Raw genomic sequence first — 15435 nt, 5'->3', positions numbered from 1 at the left:
AGCCATGGACACCTACAACCTTCTGGTGATCGATGACGATCCCAACATCCGCAGGCTCCTGTCGGAGCTCCTGGCGAGCCGGCCGGAATTCCGTCTGCTGATCGCGGCCGACGGCAAGGAGGCCGTGCGGCAGTTCGCGGCGAACCGCATCGACATGGTCCTGACCGACATCCACATGCCGGGGTTCACCGGGCTCGAGCTGATGGCCGACATGAAGAAGATCAACTTCAAGCCGGAGATCCTGGTGATGACCGCCAACGCGACGCCCGAGAACGTCGAGACGGCGCGCAGGCTCGGCGCCCGCAGCGTCATCCTCAAGCCGTTCGACGACCTGGAGGTGATCGAGGCGGAGATCAACAAGGCGCTGCGGTCCGTCAAGACCGCGCGTGCCCGAATCAACGGCGACGGGAACGGCCACGGCCTGCCGCAGCCGGTCGCCGCGGCCGAGGTCGCGCAGGCCGGGCCCGAGCCGCCGGCACGCGAGACCCCCGCGCACGAGACGCCCGCGCGGCCCGCTCCCCATGCGGTCAAGACGCCGCCGGTGAAGCCCGCTTCGTGGTCGGCGCCGAAGAAGGAGCTGTGGCCGGCGCGCAAGAGCGCGGCGCCGGCGCCGGTCCCGGTGGCGCCGGCGGAGACGGCGCCGGAGCCCGTGGTGACCACGGGGTCCTCCGATGGTGGGGCTCTTCCCGATCTCGACACATGGCAGGCCGATCTGACGGGAAACGAGACGCCGCCGGCTCCATCGCCCAGGCCGCCGGCCGAACCCGCGCCGGCACGCGCCGCGGTGGTGCCCGAGGGATCGCCGATGCCGACGGCTCCACCGGTACCGGCCCGCACCGAGGCGACACCCCAGCCGCCCCCTGCGCGGCCGGCCCCACCGGCGCGACCAGCGTCCCCCGCGCGCCCCCCGGCATCGCCGCCGGCGTCGCGCCCGGCCCCGACCGCAACGCCCGCACCCATCGCACCACCGGCAGCCCCCGCGCCTGTGCAGGCGGCGCGCCCCGCTGCAACGCCGCCGCCTGATCCACGCCACGCACCACCCGCGCCCAGCCCGCCCACCCCGCACGAGACTGTCCGTCCCGCGGCGCACCCGGCGCACCCCCGCCCCGATCACACGGCGGTCCACGAAGCGCCCGAAGAAGCGATCCCGGAGATGCCGGCCGATCTGGAGGCGATCTTCCGAATGGCCACGAGCTTCGACACCGGCAGGATGCGCATGCAGGTGCCGATCGTCTGTCTGCAGACCTGGGAGGAAAGAGGCGCCATCGCGGCTCTGCGTCGCCTCGCCACAGAGCTGCACCGCGAGTTCTTCGTCTGGTCGGCCGCCCGCGGCCTGGTCAAGGAGGGGGGCCAGGCGATGGGGGAAACCTATCGCGACGCCGGCCGCACCCTGGAGTTCATCAGGCGACAGAAGAACAACGGACTCTACGTCCTGGCCGATTTCCGGCCGTGTCTCGACGACAAGACGGTCGTGCGCGTCCTGCGCGAAATGGTCATGGACCTGGAGACCTCGCGTCTGATGCTGGTCCTGACCTCCCCCCGCCTGCCGGCTCCGCCCGAGCTGGCGCAGTCGTGCGCGACCTTCGACTGGCCGGCGGGCGGCGACTCGAATCTCAAAGGGCTGTACGAGGAAGTGGTCGCCGAGGTCATCGCCTCGACCGGCCGCGCCGTCCGCCTGGATTCACAGTCGCGCGACGCTCTCCTAGAGCGCGTGAAGGAGATGCCGGCCGGCCGGGCCCGCTTCGAGATCGCCCGCCACCTGATGACGCTCACCCCGCAGAACTGAATCCGGTTCGAGAACCCGGGTACGCGAGTCAGAAGCAGACCACGAGGGACAGCCGGTAGACGTCGTCGTCAAGATCGGTCGGCCGCTCGTGGATGTTGATGTGGTCGAATTGAATCTTGCGATCGTGGCCCTTGGTGAACCAGGTCATGCCGAACGTGCTCGCATCCAGATCGGTGTCGGCGGAGCCGCGCTCGCTGTGGATGCTCTCGTAGCGTGCGTTGAGTTGTACCCGGCCCGGCCCCAGGTGCCCGGGCATAAGCACCCCAGCCTGCACGTAATCCCCGTCGATCGAGCGGGTCTCGAGGCCGGGCGCATCGTAATCGTCGCGGCGCTGAAGCCACGCTCCTTCGAAGGTCACGGCCCAGGCTCCGGCTCCGAGGGGCTGGTCGTAGAAGAGGTCCACGGCCCAATTACGGTAGGCACGCGTCTGGGTGGCAAAGGCCGGGTCGTCGCGTGAATCGAGGCGGGCGTTCTGGGCATCACCCTGGACGCCGATTTGCAGGATCTTCTTCTGCCCGAAGGTCGTGCCGGTGAGGCCGTAGGTCGGCTCGGGAGTGAACCAGTTCCACGACACCCGCGCCGAGCCGCGCACGCTGCTCCGGGTGTTGATGTCCTCCTGGTCGGAGCCGTCAAAGACGGCCACGCGATACTGGAGCCCTTTGTGATTCCCCCAGATCATTCCCCCCTCGTCACGTGAGCCTTCGAGCGCCGGCCGGAGCGCCGTGACCAGGGAGCGATCCACGAGGAGCTGGTTGAATCCTGATTGCAGGTTCTGCCGGAGGAACGGAATCTTGAACTGCCCCGCCATCAGCTGCAGCGTGTCATTCTTCTTGTAGTTGATGAAAGCATCCTTCACGCGAAATCCAGCGTCGTCCCGAAGCACCTTGCTGCCGATGTTGTCCTGGCCGACCTGGAGCCCGATTTCGAGGGATTTCGAAAGCTGCACGTGGAAGATCAGACGGGCGCGGCGCACGAAAAAGTCAGTCATGTTCTCTTCCTGGGGCGGAGGCGGAGCGGTGTTGGTTCCGGCTATCAGGTCCGGCCCGCTGTCCACCGCCCAGAACATGAATCGGGCCTCCATTTCGAGCTTCCCCTTCACCCCATCCACCAAAGTGACCGCCGCCCGGCTCTCCGTCGCGGCCCAGAGCATCGCGAGCAGCACCGTGATGACACCGGCCCTCCATCCGGCGGTCCCTTCAGCGTCATTCAAGTCGACTTCACCTGCGTCCACCCTGTCGGACATCGCTATCCTCCATCGGGTCGGGTTTGCCCAACCGAGTCGGGGCCAGAGTCCGGGTTGTGGGAGGCTCCCGGGAGTCGACTGACTCTGAAACGCCAATGAGCGATGCATTGTACACCATGAAACATAATGGACGCGCTGGAAGCCAGGCGGCCAACCCGACGCTGCCGGTTCTATCTTTTCCTCGTAACCACGAACAGCACGGCCGCCGTCCACGTCGGGAATAGATCGAAGACCGGCACCAGCTCGCCGAGAAACGCCGGCAGGAGCGCCACGTGCCAGCCGAGCAGCGCGAGCAACGCCGCGCCCACGGCGATGTCCAGCGAGTCGTTCCACGGCGCCGCGGCTCCCTCGATGAACAGAGGCAGCAGGCCGATCTGCACGGCATCGGCGGCGACGGCGATCGCCAGCGCCGCGACATGGCGCCAATTGGCCCTCAATCCTCCGGCTCCAGCGCCGCGGCCACGTCGTCCACCGAGACCTTCCCCTTCAGCTCTTCCATCAAGAGTCGCAGCAGCCGCTCGAGCGCGCCCTGCAGGGCGTGCGCCCGCTCGCCGGGCGGAAAGTCGGCGACGTTCGCCAGGAGGACCCTGCGGTCGATGCGGCCGTCGGGATCGATCGCCATCTCCCTGAGGAGCTCGGCCCGCTCGAACGTCGCGTCGCGCAGGCGGAGGCGCAGACGGGCGGTCTCGTCGGGACCGACCGTCGCGGCGCGGGCCAGGAGGAGCGTCACTGCTCCGCCATACTGGTCGATCGCCTTCTCCAGATCCGCGTCGTCCTCGGTGCGGGCGGCGGCCGGCGGGTCAGCGGCCGCCTCCGCGGGATCGAACGACAGGAGCTGGATCCGGATGACGCCGGCGGACAGCAGGGCGTGCAGCGCCTGCCAGGTCTCGAACTCGGCGCGGCCGGCGACGGCGACGATCTCGCGCACGGCGCGGCGCCCGTCCACCAGACCCAGGACGGTCCTCTCGAAGTCGGACAGCTTCACCTGGCGCGCCAGCTCGTCGGCCGACTTGACCGGCGCGAGGATGACCCGGTCGTTGTGGATCTTCTCCTTGACGCGCGACCACTCGTCCAGGCGCCGCGTCCCCTCCATGATGAGGTTCATGACGCTGATGTCGAGGGCAATCTTCTCCCCCGAGGGGGGCCCCTCGCGGAACTCGAACAGCCCCTCCTTCCAGTGGAACAGGGAGTAGACGATCTCGGTGACCTGTGTCTGGACACCGCTCCACAGGGTCGCGGGCGTCAGCGCGCCGATCTTGATGAGCACCTTTCCGAGCCGGTCCTGCCGGGACACCAGCGGGGACGCTTCCTGCAGCTGCGCGGTGGTGATCCTGCCCTGGGCCAGGAGAAAGGCGCCCAGTCGATCCCCGGGCATGGTCGAGCGCGCGAACACGATGTCCCCCTTCTCCCATTCGATCGTCTTGGTCGCTCCGGCCGCCAGGCAACGCAGAGTGCCGGTCTTGTGATTCGTGTTCAGGAGCAGAAGGATGTCGGGGAGGGGAATGACCCGCAGGTCACCAGCGAGGACCGGTGCGCTCACGTTCGGGCATGCTAACACACGCGGCGGCCCGGGCCGTGGCGACACGACGTAGAATCCCGCTGCACGGAGGTGCCTTGGCCGTCGACTACACGATTCCTCTCTTGCCGGTGCCGCGCACGACGCCGCCGCGCACCGCCGTCGGGCGCTGGCTGACGGCGGGGGAGCGGTTGAGCGAGCCGCAGCACGCGGCCGAGGCGCCGCACCCCTGGCACAAGGTCCTCTGGCTGACCGGCGTGGACTATTTCTCCACCCTCGGCTACCAGCCGGGGATCGCGCTGCTCGCGGCGGGGGCCCTGTCCCCTCTGGCGACCGGGATCCTCGTCCTGGTCACTCTCCTCGGCGCGGTGCCGGTGTACGCGCAGGTGGCGCGCCGGTCGTACGCGGGGCAGGGGTCGATCGCGATGCTCGAGGCGCTCCTGCCGGAGTGGACCGGCAAGACGTTCGTCCTGGCCCTCCTCGGCTTCGCCGCCACCGATTTCGTGATCACCATGACCCTGTCGGCGGCGGACGCCGCGCAGCACGCGGTGGAGAACCCGCTCCTGCATCCCTACCTCGGAAGTCACCGCCTGCTCCTCACCCTCGGACTGCTGGCGCTCCTGACGGCGGTGTTCTTCAAGGGGTTCCGCGAGGCTATCCGGGTCGCCATGCTGGTGGCGATCCCGTACATGGGGCTGAACCTCGTGGTCCTTCTGCGCGGCCTGGTCGAGATCCTAGTGCACCCTGATCGGGTCGTGGACTGGCGCGCCGCCCTGCACGTGCACGGCGACTTCCCGGCGCTCCTTCTGGCCTCGGCGATCATCTTCCCCAAGCTGGCGCTGGGGCTGAGCGGCTTCGAGACCGGAGTGTCGGTCATGCCGATCGTGGAAGGGGAGCCCGGGGACGAGGCGGCGCCCGTCCCGCGCGGCCGCATCCGCGCCACGCGCCGGCTCCTCCTGTCGGCGGCCCTCATGATGAGCCTCATGCTGCTCCTGTCGAGCGTCGTGACCACCCTCCTGATCCCGCCGGAGGCGTACGCCCGCGGAGGGAGCGCCTCGGGCCGCGCCATCGCCTACCTGGCGCACGGGCTCCTCGGGAGCGGCTTCGGCACCCTCTACGACCTATGGACCATCGCCATTCTCTGGTTCGCGGGGGCCTCGGCCATGGCGGGGCTCCTGAATCTGCTGCCGCGCTACCTGCCGCGATTCGGCATGGCCCCCCAGTGGACCGAGTACCGCCGTCCTCTCGTGCTGCTTCTGTTCGCGGTGTGCGTCGTGGTCACCCTGATCTTCCGGGCCGACGTGGAGTCGCAGGCGGGCGCCTACGCCACGGGCGTCCTGGCGCTCATCCTGTCCGCCGCCGTCGCCGTGGCGCTCGCCCTGTGGAAGGAGTCCCGGGCCGGACGCGACCTGCGCGAGCGCCTGCAGACGCTCGGTCTCAGCCTGTACTTCTGGGTCGTGACCGGTGTCTTCACGTTCACCTTCGTCGACAACGTGATCACGCGGCCCGACGGCGTGATCATCGCCAGCGTCTTCATCGTCGGGATCATGGCCTTCGGAGGCATCAGCCGGTACATCCGCTCGACCGAGCTGCGGGCGGCGAAGATCCGCTTCGAGGACGACGACTCGATCGAGCTGTGGAAGTCGGTCGTGTCGAAGAAGGTCAACCTCGTGCCGCTGCGCTCGAAGGAGCCGGCGGCCTACGAGCGCAAGACGGCCGAGCTGCGCCGTCACTACGCGGTCAGCGGGCCCCTGGCCTTCCTGCACGTCCACCTGATCGACGACCGCAGCGAGTTCATGGCCGACCTTCGCGTCACGGTGCGGCGCGCCGGCGGCGACTACGTCATCGACGTGCACGGCGCCGTCTCGGTCGCCAACACCGTCGCCTACATCAGCGAGCTCATCGATCCGATCCGCCTGTTCCTCAGCCTGACGGGGGAGAACCAGATGACCCAGGCGCTGCGTTACCTCCTGTGGGGCGAGGGGGAGATCGGACTCATGACCTACAAGATCCTGAGGCGCTACTGGCAGTGGACGCCCGAGGACGACGTGCGGCCGATCATCTTCCTGATGAGCGACTGAAAGGACCGTGGCGTGGCGGGTCGCGCGGGCCCGTGCTAGGATGGGCCTCTCATGAAACGCCGATGGGTCGCTTTCGTCCTGGCGCTGGCCATCGCGGGTCCGCTGGCGGCGCCGCTCGTCGCTTCGGCTCGCGTCGACTGTGCTCGCTGCGCCGGGGCCGCACGGTGCTGCTGCGCTCCTTCGCGGGGAACGGGTGGCTGCGGGCTGGCCCGTCCGTGCGGACCCGCCGCCGGCGGTGAGGGCGTGATGGCGCCACAGGATCTGGAGAAGGCGCTGGCAGAAGCGCCGGTCACCCCCCTCGTGCCGCCGGCGCCGCAACCGGCCCTCCGGATCGACTCTCCCTTCGAGCCGGCCGATCTCCCCGCTGTCCCGCCCGACCCGCCGCCCGAGCCCTCTCTCTAGTCGTTCGATCGTCCACAGGCAAGGATCGGCATACCAACAGACGATGGTCCGCGGCGCGGCGGAGACAGGGTGCTCCCCGCGCGGCGAGACTGGAGAGTCGCGCATGCAAGCGAGGCATCAGATTTTCCTGGGGAGCGTCGTGCTCCTCGGTGTTCTTACCATTGCACCCTCGGCTAGGGCCACCTGCGGTTCCGCCAACTGCTTCCTGGTCACAGGGACGCAGGAGGGGGTCAGCGCCTCCGGCATCCTGACCGTGGATCTGTCGTACCGGTTCATCTCGCAGAGCCGCAAGCTGTCCGGGACGAAGGAGGTCAGCGAGGTCCTGACCCCGAAGGTCGACTTCGAGAACGGTGTTCTCCTTCTCGACCATCACCGCGAGATCCGCACGCAGAACACGCTCGTGCAGATCGACCTGTCGTACGGGCTGACCCCGCGACTGACCCTGGCGGGATCGCTGCCGATCATCAACCAGCGCGACCACGAGCACTGGGATGACGTCGGGGATCCCGTCGACGAGCACTTCACCCGCTCGGACGGCTCCTCCGGGTTCGGCGACGTCCGGCTCGGGGCGCGCTACGCTCTCATCGTGAAGACCAAGGACCTCCTGACCGGGGCCGTGACGCTCAAGCTGCCGACCGGGGCGTACACGCTGCACGACAGCGAGGGGGCGATCAACGAGCCGACGATCCAGCCTGGGACCGGCACGACCGATGTCATCCTGTCGGCGCACTACGCCCACCAGGTCGTGCCGGCGCGTCTCGAGTGGTTCGTCTCGGCTGCCTGGCGCGACGGCCGCAAGAACGATCTCGAATACCAGTTCGGCGACGAGACCGTCGCGAACGCCGGGCTGTGGCACAAAGCCGGCGACCGCGTGATCTGGTCGCTTCAGGTGAATTGGCGCCACACCGGCCGCGACAGTTTCCTGTCCCAGGTGGTCCCCTCGACGGGCGCGACCTTCCTGGACCTGACCCCGGGCCTCCGCCTCGAAACGTCCACCGGGACGTCCCTGTACGGTTTCGTCCAGGTCCCGGTGAGACAGGATGTCAACGAGGTGCAGCTGGCGCCACGCACCGCCCTGCTCCTGGGCGTCTCGAAGAGCTACTGACCTTGTCTCGGCGCGCTGTCGTCCTCTTCTTTCTGATCCTGGGCGCGGGGCTCCTCCTCGCAGGCCCCGCGCCCGCCTCCGGCCCCCCGGACCCGGGGGAGCCGGCGCATCCGTTCACGCTTCCCGATCTCGACGGCCGGCCGGTGACGCTATCGTCATTCAAGGACCGCCTCGTCCTCCTGCACTTCTGGGCGACCTGGTGCCCGACCTGCCGCGAGGAAATGACCATCCTGGAGGAGGCGGCGCGCGCCCACCCGCGCACGCTCGTGATCCTGGGGGTCAATCTGGGGGAGAAGCGCTCGAAGGTCGCGACCTACGTCAAGGCGTCGGGCATTTCCTTCCCGATTCTGCTGGACGCGCGCGGGAAGGTGGCCGCCGCGTACGGTGTCCTGTCCCTCCCGATCACGCTCGTGATCGGGCCGGACGGCCGGGTGGCCGAGCATGTCCAGATGGGCTCGCTCGATCGGGCAGGTCTCGAGCGGATCCTCGATCGCCACCCGCCCGACTGAGATCCCCGCCGCTCCGCGGAGCGCCCGCCCTTTCGCGCCTCATCGTTATTGCGAACCGGAGCAGGTGGTCTGTTCGATCGCGGATCCCCGGCTGGCCATCCCCAGTATTCCCGCGCCGCACGCGTTGTGGGCGCGCGCCACGTAGTAGAACGCCCGGCCGGTCGGAGGGCTTTCGACATCTCGAAACGCCGGCGCGCCGAGATCGGTCCCCAGGCACGCGTGATCGTAGACGAATGGACCCGTGATGAGGCCTCGGTCGAGATCGTAGCCGGTTGCATTCGGGACACCTGTCCACGAGATCGTGGCTTCGTCCGAGTCGATCGACAGGTCGGCCGCCTCCGCCGGCGCCGCGAGAGTGGAATCGAACGGCGCGCAATCCGAGCAGGCAGGACCGCCGTCGCCGTCCGTGTCTGTCAGATCGGGGACGCTCAAATCGATCGTGGCGAAAGAGACTTCGTGGCTGTCGTCGACTTCCAGCCTGAACGTCAGGATCGCCCCCCCCGGCAAGGTGGGCGCCTGGAAGGAGACGAACGGTGTGTCGGCCCGGGTCAGGGAGACCGGAGGGCCGCCGATCTGGCTCCAGGAATATGAGAACGGCTGATTGTCGGCGTCGGCGCTCCGACTGCCGTCGAGGGTGACGGTCGGAGCGGCCAGCGCGCACCCGACCGTCCAGGTGGGCCCGACGACTGCGATCGGAGGATGGTTCTTGCGCACCGTGACGCTGCGGGTGTCGGAGAGGCCCGAGGAGTCGGTCGCGGTCAGGACGACCTCGTAGGAGATGATGTCGCCCGGGGCGCCCCCGGCGGCGATGAACGATCCTTCCGGACCGGTCGCGTCGAGGTAGTCGTGCTGGTGCTCATTGTGGTGCAGGATCACGGTCCAGCGAAGCGAGCCGGGATCGATCGCTCCATCGTCCGGGTCCTGGGCGAGACCCAAGAACCGGACGCCGTCATCGTCCAGAAAGGTCGCATAGGGGGGCGGCTCCGTGATCAGCGCCGTCGGAGGCAGCGAGCCGACGGTGATCGTCACCTTCGCCTCCCGCGTCACCGTCCTGTCGCTCAGCCGGAGGGTGGCGACATAGGGACCGCCCGATCCATAGACGTGCTCCGCAAGGCACGTGTCCGACTCCCCGCCGTCGCCGAACTGCCAGTGGCAGGAGAGCGAATCGCCGTCCCGATCGATCGAACCGGCATTCGAGAAGGAGACGGAGAGGGGCGCGTACCCCGAGGTCGGGGTCGCCGAGGCGACCGCCTGCGGCGCGTGGTTCCCCGCGCCGACATAGACGACCCGGTGGACGCTGCCGGAGGGGATGGTGAAATTGCTGGCCAGGTTCAGGTACACGAGGTTGCCGTCCGGGCCCATCGTGAGATCGACCGGGGTGAACGTCGTGTCGCCCGTCGCGAAGTCGGCGCTCGACACGAGCGAGTCCTCCGGCGTGAGCGTGAGGGCCTGGATCCGGCTCAGGACATAGTCGGCCACGAAGTAGGTGTCGCGGTAGAGAAGAGGGTAGTTCGAGCCTTCGTAGAATGCTCCTCCGGTGATCGCCCCTCCCAGGTTGGGAGGGTGCTCGTAACTGTAGAGCGGAGGCACGGGCAGGACGGACGCGCAGAGGGAACCGAAGAGTGAAGTGTATTCCCCCTCCGGGGCATCCCCCTCGAAACAGGGCCAGCCGAAGCTCGCGCCCGGGGAGCCCAGATTCACTTCCTCCCAGGAGTCCCATCCGACATCGTTGATGTAGAGCCTTCCCGTCCCCGGGCGAAAGTTCGCCTTGAACGGATTGCGCAGGCCCGACTGCCAGACCTTGGATCTCACCGCCTCCGGTCCGCTGTAGAACGGGTTGTCAGGGGGCGCCGAGCCGTCCGGGTTGACGCGCAGGATCTTGCCGACCAGCTGATCGATGTCCAGGGCTCGCAAGGCCTGGGACGTGGCGCCGTGATAGGTGGAGCCGTCGCCGGTGGAGACGTACAGCTTGCCGTCCGGTCCGAACCGCAGGGCGCCGCCGGCGTGCGAATCGGTGTCCGACGGGATACCGTCGATCAGGACGACCTCGCTCCCCGGGAGCGCGACGTCTCCGTTCGCCGTCATGCGCGTGATCCTGTGGATCCTCGAGAGCCGGTTGATGGGATTCGGCGGCACGATGTCGGTCGTGTACGCGAGGTAGACGTAGGGCGTGGTCGGGAAATCCGGATCGAGGGCCAACCCGATCAGCCCCCGGTCGTTGTCGGTGTTGACGTCGACTGTCGCGAAAGGAGTCGGTAGAAGAGCCCCCGAAGCCGACACCACGCGAACCCTCCCCTCCTTCTCGGCGACGAACAGCCTGCCGTCCGGGGCGTACGCGAAGGCGGTCGGAAAATCGAGCGGAGCGACGATCTCCTCCTCGTCGAAGTCAGGGGGCAGGGAAGCGCCGCCGGCGGGGCTGGCGAGAGACCCGGCTCCGGAGAAGAGGAGGAGAGCGAGCGGAAGACAGGTTCGACGCGAAGACATCGGACGCCCCCCTTGCCGCGAGTCGCGGCGTACCCCATCGAGTCCTGGCGCGAGGATGCCCGAATCGTACTCCAAGCGCGCTCCGGGAGCCAAGTCCCCGCCACGCCCGGCTCGTGTCCCGTTCTTCAGCGCCCGGAGTCGGGGGCGCGTTCCCGGCGTCTTACGCTTTGGGAATCGGACGGCCTCCTTTTCGAAAGGCGGTCCCACCCGGAGGCGGGGGGTGAATCTCCTTGACACGAATGCCCGTGCAGCGTAAATGATCCGCATCTCACCTGGCTTAGCCGGAGTTGAGCCTTTCAGGAGTTGACCCCCATTCGACGTCGCCTGGCCGCAGCCTCAATCCTCGCGTCCAGCACTCTGCTCGCCTCCGCCACCGGGGCCGTTGCACGCGATCTGTCCTTCGAGGACCGCGTCAGGGCCCAGGAGGCGATCGAGCGCGTCTACTACTCGCATCAGATCGGGGCGACGAAGTCGTTCGAGGAGGCGGTGCCGCGCGCGACCCTGGAGCGCAAGGTGAGGACCTACCTCGAGGAATCGACGGCGCTCCGGTCGATCTGGCGGACTCCCATCACCGCGAAGATGCTCCACGCGGAGCAGGAGCGCATCAGTCGCCACTCGCGCCTGCCCGAGCGCCTGCGGGAGATTCGATCGGCTCTCGGCGGCGATTCATTCCTGTTCCAGGAGTGCTATGTCCGGGCGATTCTGGCCGAGCGTCTGGCGCACAATTTCTTCGACCATGACACGCGCATCCACGGCGACAGCCGTCGGAAGTCGCAGGACCTGCACGACTCCCTGTCGAGCGGAAGGCGCAGTGTCTGGGAGGAAGAGCCGCAGCGATCGGTGATGGAAGTCGTGCCGATGGCTCACGGACAGCCGAAGGGCCCGGGCGGAAAACCGGACCGGCTGATCCTGCCGGTGGCAGAGGAGGAGTTCCAGAGACTACGAGGTCGGCTCCCGTCCGCGGTCGGCCAGGTGAGCCCCATCGCCGAAGAACGGGAGAGGTTCGTCATGACCGCGACCCTCGCTCTGGATGCTCGACACCTCACGTTCGCGGCATACACGGTTCCCAAGATGACATGGGCCGATTGGTGGGCGCAGACGCGACAGGGGTCGGCCGCGCTGAGCGCGGAATCCGTGGGGACCGTGATCGACGGGATGCCCGAGGCCTGTCCTCTCACGGTCGGGGGACAGCCCTGTCTCCCGGGCGACACCTGGGACAACGGCAGCCTGGATGACGTACCCGAATTCGTCACGGGGCAATCGGCCGTCTGGACCGGCACGGACATGATCGTCTGGGGGGGTGCGTCGCGAAATTCGGGGGCTCGATACGATCCCTTGACCGACACCTGGACATCGATCACGACCAAGGGCGCGCCCGACCCCCGCCTGGCGCATTCTGCGATCTGGACCGGTACGGAGATGATCGTCTGGGGCGGACTGGTCTGGAGCGGCATCACGGTCGATTACCTTCCGACGGGGGGCCGATACAACCCTCTCACGGACACCTGGATGCCCATGAGTACGATCAATGCTCCGAGCGGCCGGACACAGCACACCACGGTCTGGACCGGGAGCAGGATGATCGTATGGGGAGGCTTCGGTCAGGACACCGGGGGAATGTACGACCCGCTGACGGATGCCTGGAGTCCAACATCCCTGGTGAACGCTCCATCGCCAAGGTCGGGACACACGGCGGTGTGGACAGGCACGAGGATGGTCGTCTGGGGGGGCACGGACGGGACCTTCAGCCTGAACACGGGGGGACGTTACGATCCGGACTCGGACAGCTGGGAGACCACCTCGATTATCAACGTGCCCACGAAGCGCTCGGCGCATTCCGCGGTCTGGACGGGGAGCGTCATGCTCGTCTGGGGCGGGGGTCTCGACGATCCGAGACGAGGACACGACGACATGAACAGCGGAGGTCGATACGACCCCGAGACAGATGCGTGGAGTCCGATGACAACGGCCGGGGCGCCGGAGGGGCGCTCGTCTCACTCCGCCGTCTGGACGGGGTCCCTGATGATCGTCTGGGCGGGCTCGAATGGGACGAGCTCCGGAGGCCGATACGACCCGGAAGTCGACAGCTGGACGCCCACGTCCCAGAGCAATGCGCCGGGCGCCCGGGTCAACCATGAGGCGGTGTGGACGGGGGGTCTCATGCTCGTCTGGGGGGGCCAGTCGACTCCGGGTCCTCCCGGAGACGGTGGACGATACGATCCCTCGAGCGACAGCTGGACGCCCATCTCGACCGGCGATGCCCCCTCGCCGCGCTTCACGAGCTCGGCAATCTGGACTGGCAGCGTGATGGCAGTGTGGGGAGGCACGTACAGCGGGGGCCTGTTGAACACCGGGGGACGGTACGACCCGGCTTCCGATTCCTGGGCGGCCACCTCCATGATCGATGTTCCGTCGGCACGCGGCTTCAACACGGCCATCTGGACCGGTACTCGCATGGTGGTCTGGGGAGGATCCTTCGGCTCCACCGATCTGGACAGCGGGGGACGGTACGATCCGATCGCGGACGCGTGGCAGACGACCTCATTGGTCGATGCCCCGGCCCCCAGGGCAAATCACACGGCCGTCTGGACGGGTCACCAGATGATCGTGTGGGGCGGGCGCAGCGGTGGCCCCTACATCTCCGCGGGTTTCAACACCGGCGGGCGTTACGATCCCGACGCCGACGTCTGGCTGCCCACCTCGACCGTCGGAGCGCCCGCGCCGCGGGATTTCCCGACCTACCGGAGCGACACCACAGCGGCCTGGACCGGGAGCGTCATGCTCGTCTGGGGAGGGGCGACGGCGGAGTATCCGACGACCTACTATGACGATGGTGCGCGATACGATCCGCTCGCCGATGCATGGTCCCCGATTTCGACGACCGGCGCACCCTCCGGTCGATACGGACACTCGATCCTCTGGGACGGACACGAAGCGATCGTCTGGGGCGGAGCCAACGATGCGTCCTCCGGACTGGACACTGGGGGGCAGTACGATCCGATCGCCGATGCCTGGACGCCCACGAGCACGGTCGCTGCTCCCGCCGGCCGCTGGTCGCACTCGGCCGTCTGGACGGGGCACGAGATGATCGTGTGGGGCGGCAGGTACGGCAACACCCTCAATACAGGGGGAAGGTACGATCCGGTCCGCGATGCATGGAGCGCGACTTCGCTCGACGATGCCCCCTCGGCACGCGAGGCCCACGTGGCGATCTGGACGGGCACCTCGATGATCCTCTGGGGCGACGAGAGCACGGGCGGTCAATACATCCCTGCTGCGATCGGGGAGATCGGCATCTCGACCGATGCGAGCCGGACGATCGAGTGCGCCCGGGCCGCCGGCACGCCTGTCGCGCTGAGCGCCACGGCGCTCAGCTGCAACCCCGCGAGCGAGCTCTCGTTCAGCTGGAGCGGCCCGTTCCCCGAGGGGGATGGCGTACTCAAGGAGGCCGCGCCCGTGGTCACGCTTCCTCTCGGGACGAGTCACCTGACGCTGACCGTCGAGGACAGCGACGGCCGCAGAGCCACGGAAGGTGTCGTCGCCAACGTCGTGGATACGGCTCCGCCTCAGATCTCGCTCGCCCTTGCGGAGACCGTTCTCTGGCCGCCGAATCACCGTATGGTTCCGGACCCAGCGGCGTGGCAGGTGAGCGATGTCTGTGACCCGACGGCGGGCGCGGTGCTGGTCTCGGCGACGAGCAGCGAGCCAGACGACGATCCGGGCGCCGGGGACGGGAACACCTCGGGAGACATCCAGGATGCGGTCCACGACACCGCGGCGAACAGGCCGCACTTGCGCGCGGAGCGATCCGCCGATGGACCGGGGCGGACCTACACGCTGACGTACAGGGCACGCGACGCTTCGGGCAACGCGACGTCCGCGCTCGGAGTCGTGACGGTGCCTCACGATCTCGGGACGGGGCCGGAGCCCCTGCTGATGATTCTCGAGCCGGGCGGGGCCCCTGCCCTGGCGCATGTGTACTGGAATGACGTGCCGGGGGCGCTGAAGTACGACGTGATCCAGGGCGATCTCGATCAGGTGACGGAGCAATCGGGAACGCTGTGGCTGGGGCCGGTCCGTGTCCTGGCCTCGGGCTTGCCGGTGGCGAGCTACACGGAAGGGAATACGGCTGATATCCCGACAGCGGGGAAGGCCTTCTTCTATCTCGTGCAGTACTGGGACGCGCAGACCCCGAGCGGGTGGGGGACGGAGACGGCTCCCTGGCCGGAGGAGCCGACGCTTTGCGATCTCGCCTGCCCGGGCGAGGCGAGTGGGTTTCCTGGCTCACAGTCACTGAGGAAGAAGTAGA

The 15435-nt window shown here is 68.1% G+C and carries 10 protein-coding genes; 6 read left to right on the top strand and 4 right to left on the bottom strand.

Annotation, left to right across the window (positions count from 1 at the left end; all coding sequences use genetic code 11):
* Nucleotides 1-4: 4 nt before the first annotated feature.
* The gene (locus VEW47_08880) at nt 5-1786 is read left to right on the top strand and encodes a response regulator (protein HYS05293.1); all 1782 of its coding nucleotides are present in this window, start codon (nt 5-7) and stop codon (nt 1784-1786) included.
* A gap of 28 nt (nt 1787-1814) precedes the next feature.
* On the opposite strand, the gene VEW47_08875 is transcribed toward VEW47_08880, so the two are convergent.
* From VEW47_08875 to VEW47_08865, 3 genes are all read right to left on the bottom strand, one after another.
* A complete protein-coding gene (locus VEW47_08875; GenBank protein ID HYS05292.1) occupies nt 1815-3029 on the bottom strand; it encodes a porin in 1215 nt (404 codons plus the stop codon).
* A 170-nt stretch (nt 3030-3199) separates the two neighbouring features.
* Nucleotides 3200-3466 carry a hypothetical protein gene (locus VEW47_08870; protein HYS05291.1) on the bottom strand — a complete coding sequence of 89 codons (267 nt, stop codon included), beginning with the start codon at nt 3464-3466 and terminating at the stop codon, nt 3200-3202.
* Nucleotides 3463-4569 (bottom strand): DUF4388 domain-containing protein, encoded by a 1107-nt coding sequence (locus tag VEW47_08865; GenBank protein HYS05290.1) that lies wholly within the window; start codon nt 4567-4569, stop codon nt 3463-3465. Before VEW47_08865 ends, VEW47_08870 begins: the two co-directional genes overlap by 4 nt.
* A gap of 74 nt (nt 4570-4643) precedes the next feature.
* Here VEW47_08865 and VEW47_08860 point away from each other — a divergent pair, with 74 nt between their 5' ends.
* The 4 genes from VEW47_08860 to VEW47_08845 all read left to right on the top strand — a co-directional run bounded on the left by VEW47_08860 (nt 4644) and on the right by VEW47_08845 (nt 8642).
* On the top strand, nt 4644-6626 hold the full coding sequence (locus VEW47_08860; GenBank protein ID HYS05289.1) for a hypothetical protein: 1983 nt from the start codon (nt 4644-4646) through the stop codon (nt 6624-6626).
* Between the two features lie 51 nt (nt 6627-6677).
* Nucleotides 6678-7028 carry a hypothetical protein gene (locus tag VEW47_08855; protein HYS05288.1) on the top strand — a complete coding sequence of 117 codons (351 nt, stop codon included), beginning with the start codon at nt 6678-6680 and terminating at the stop codon, nt 7026-7028.
* A gap of 103 nt (nt 7029-7131) precedes the next feature.
* Nucleotides 7132-8133 carry a hypothetical protein gene (locus tag VEW47_08850; protein HYS05287.1) on the top strand — a complete coding sequence of 334 codons (1002 nt, stop codon included), beginning with the start codon at nt 7132-7134 and terminating at the stop codon, nt 8131-8133.
* A 2-nt stretch (nt 8134-8135) separates the two neighbouring features.
* The gene (locus VEW47_08845) at nt 8136-8642 is read left to right on the top strand and encodes a TlpA disulfide reductase family protein (GenBank protein ID HYS05286.1); all 507 of its coding nucleotides are present in this window, start codon (nt 8136-8138) and stop codon (nt 8640-8642) included.
* Between the two features lie 45 nt (nt 8643-8687).
* Here VEW47_08845 and VEW47_08840 read toward each other — a convergent pair whose 3' ends face one another.
* A complete protein-coding gene (locus VEW47_08840) occupies nt 8688-11126 on the bottom strand; it encodes a PQQ-dependent sugar dehydrogenase (GenBank protein HYS05285.1) in 2439 nt (812 codons plus the stop codon).
* A gap of 303 nt (nt 11127-11429) precedes the next feature.
* Here VEW47_08840 and VEW47_08835 point away from each other — a divergent pair, with 303 nt between their 5' ends.
* A complete protein-coding gene (locus VEW47_08835) occupies nt 11430-15434 on the top strand; it encodes a hypothetical protein (GenBank protein ID HYS05284.1) in 4005 nt (1334 codons plus the stop codon).
* Nucleotide 15435: the final 1 nt, after the last annotated feature.

Source organism: Candidatus Dormiibacterota bacterium (assembly GCA_035635555.1).
Taxonomy (GTDB): Bacteria; Acidobacteriota; Polarisedimenticolia; order Gp22-AA2; family Gp22-AA2; genus Gp22-AA3.
This window is presented reverse-complemented; position numbering and strand designations above follow the sequence as displayed.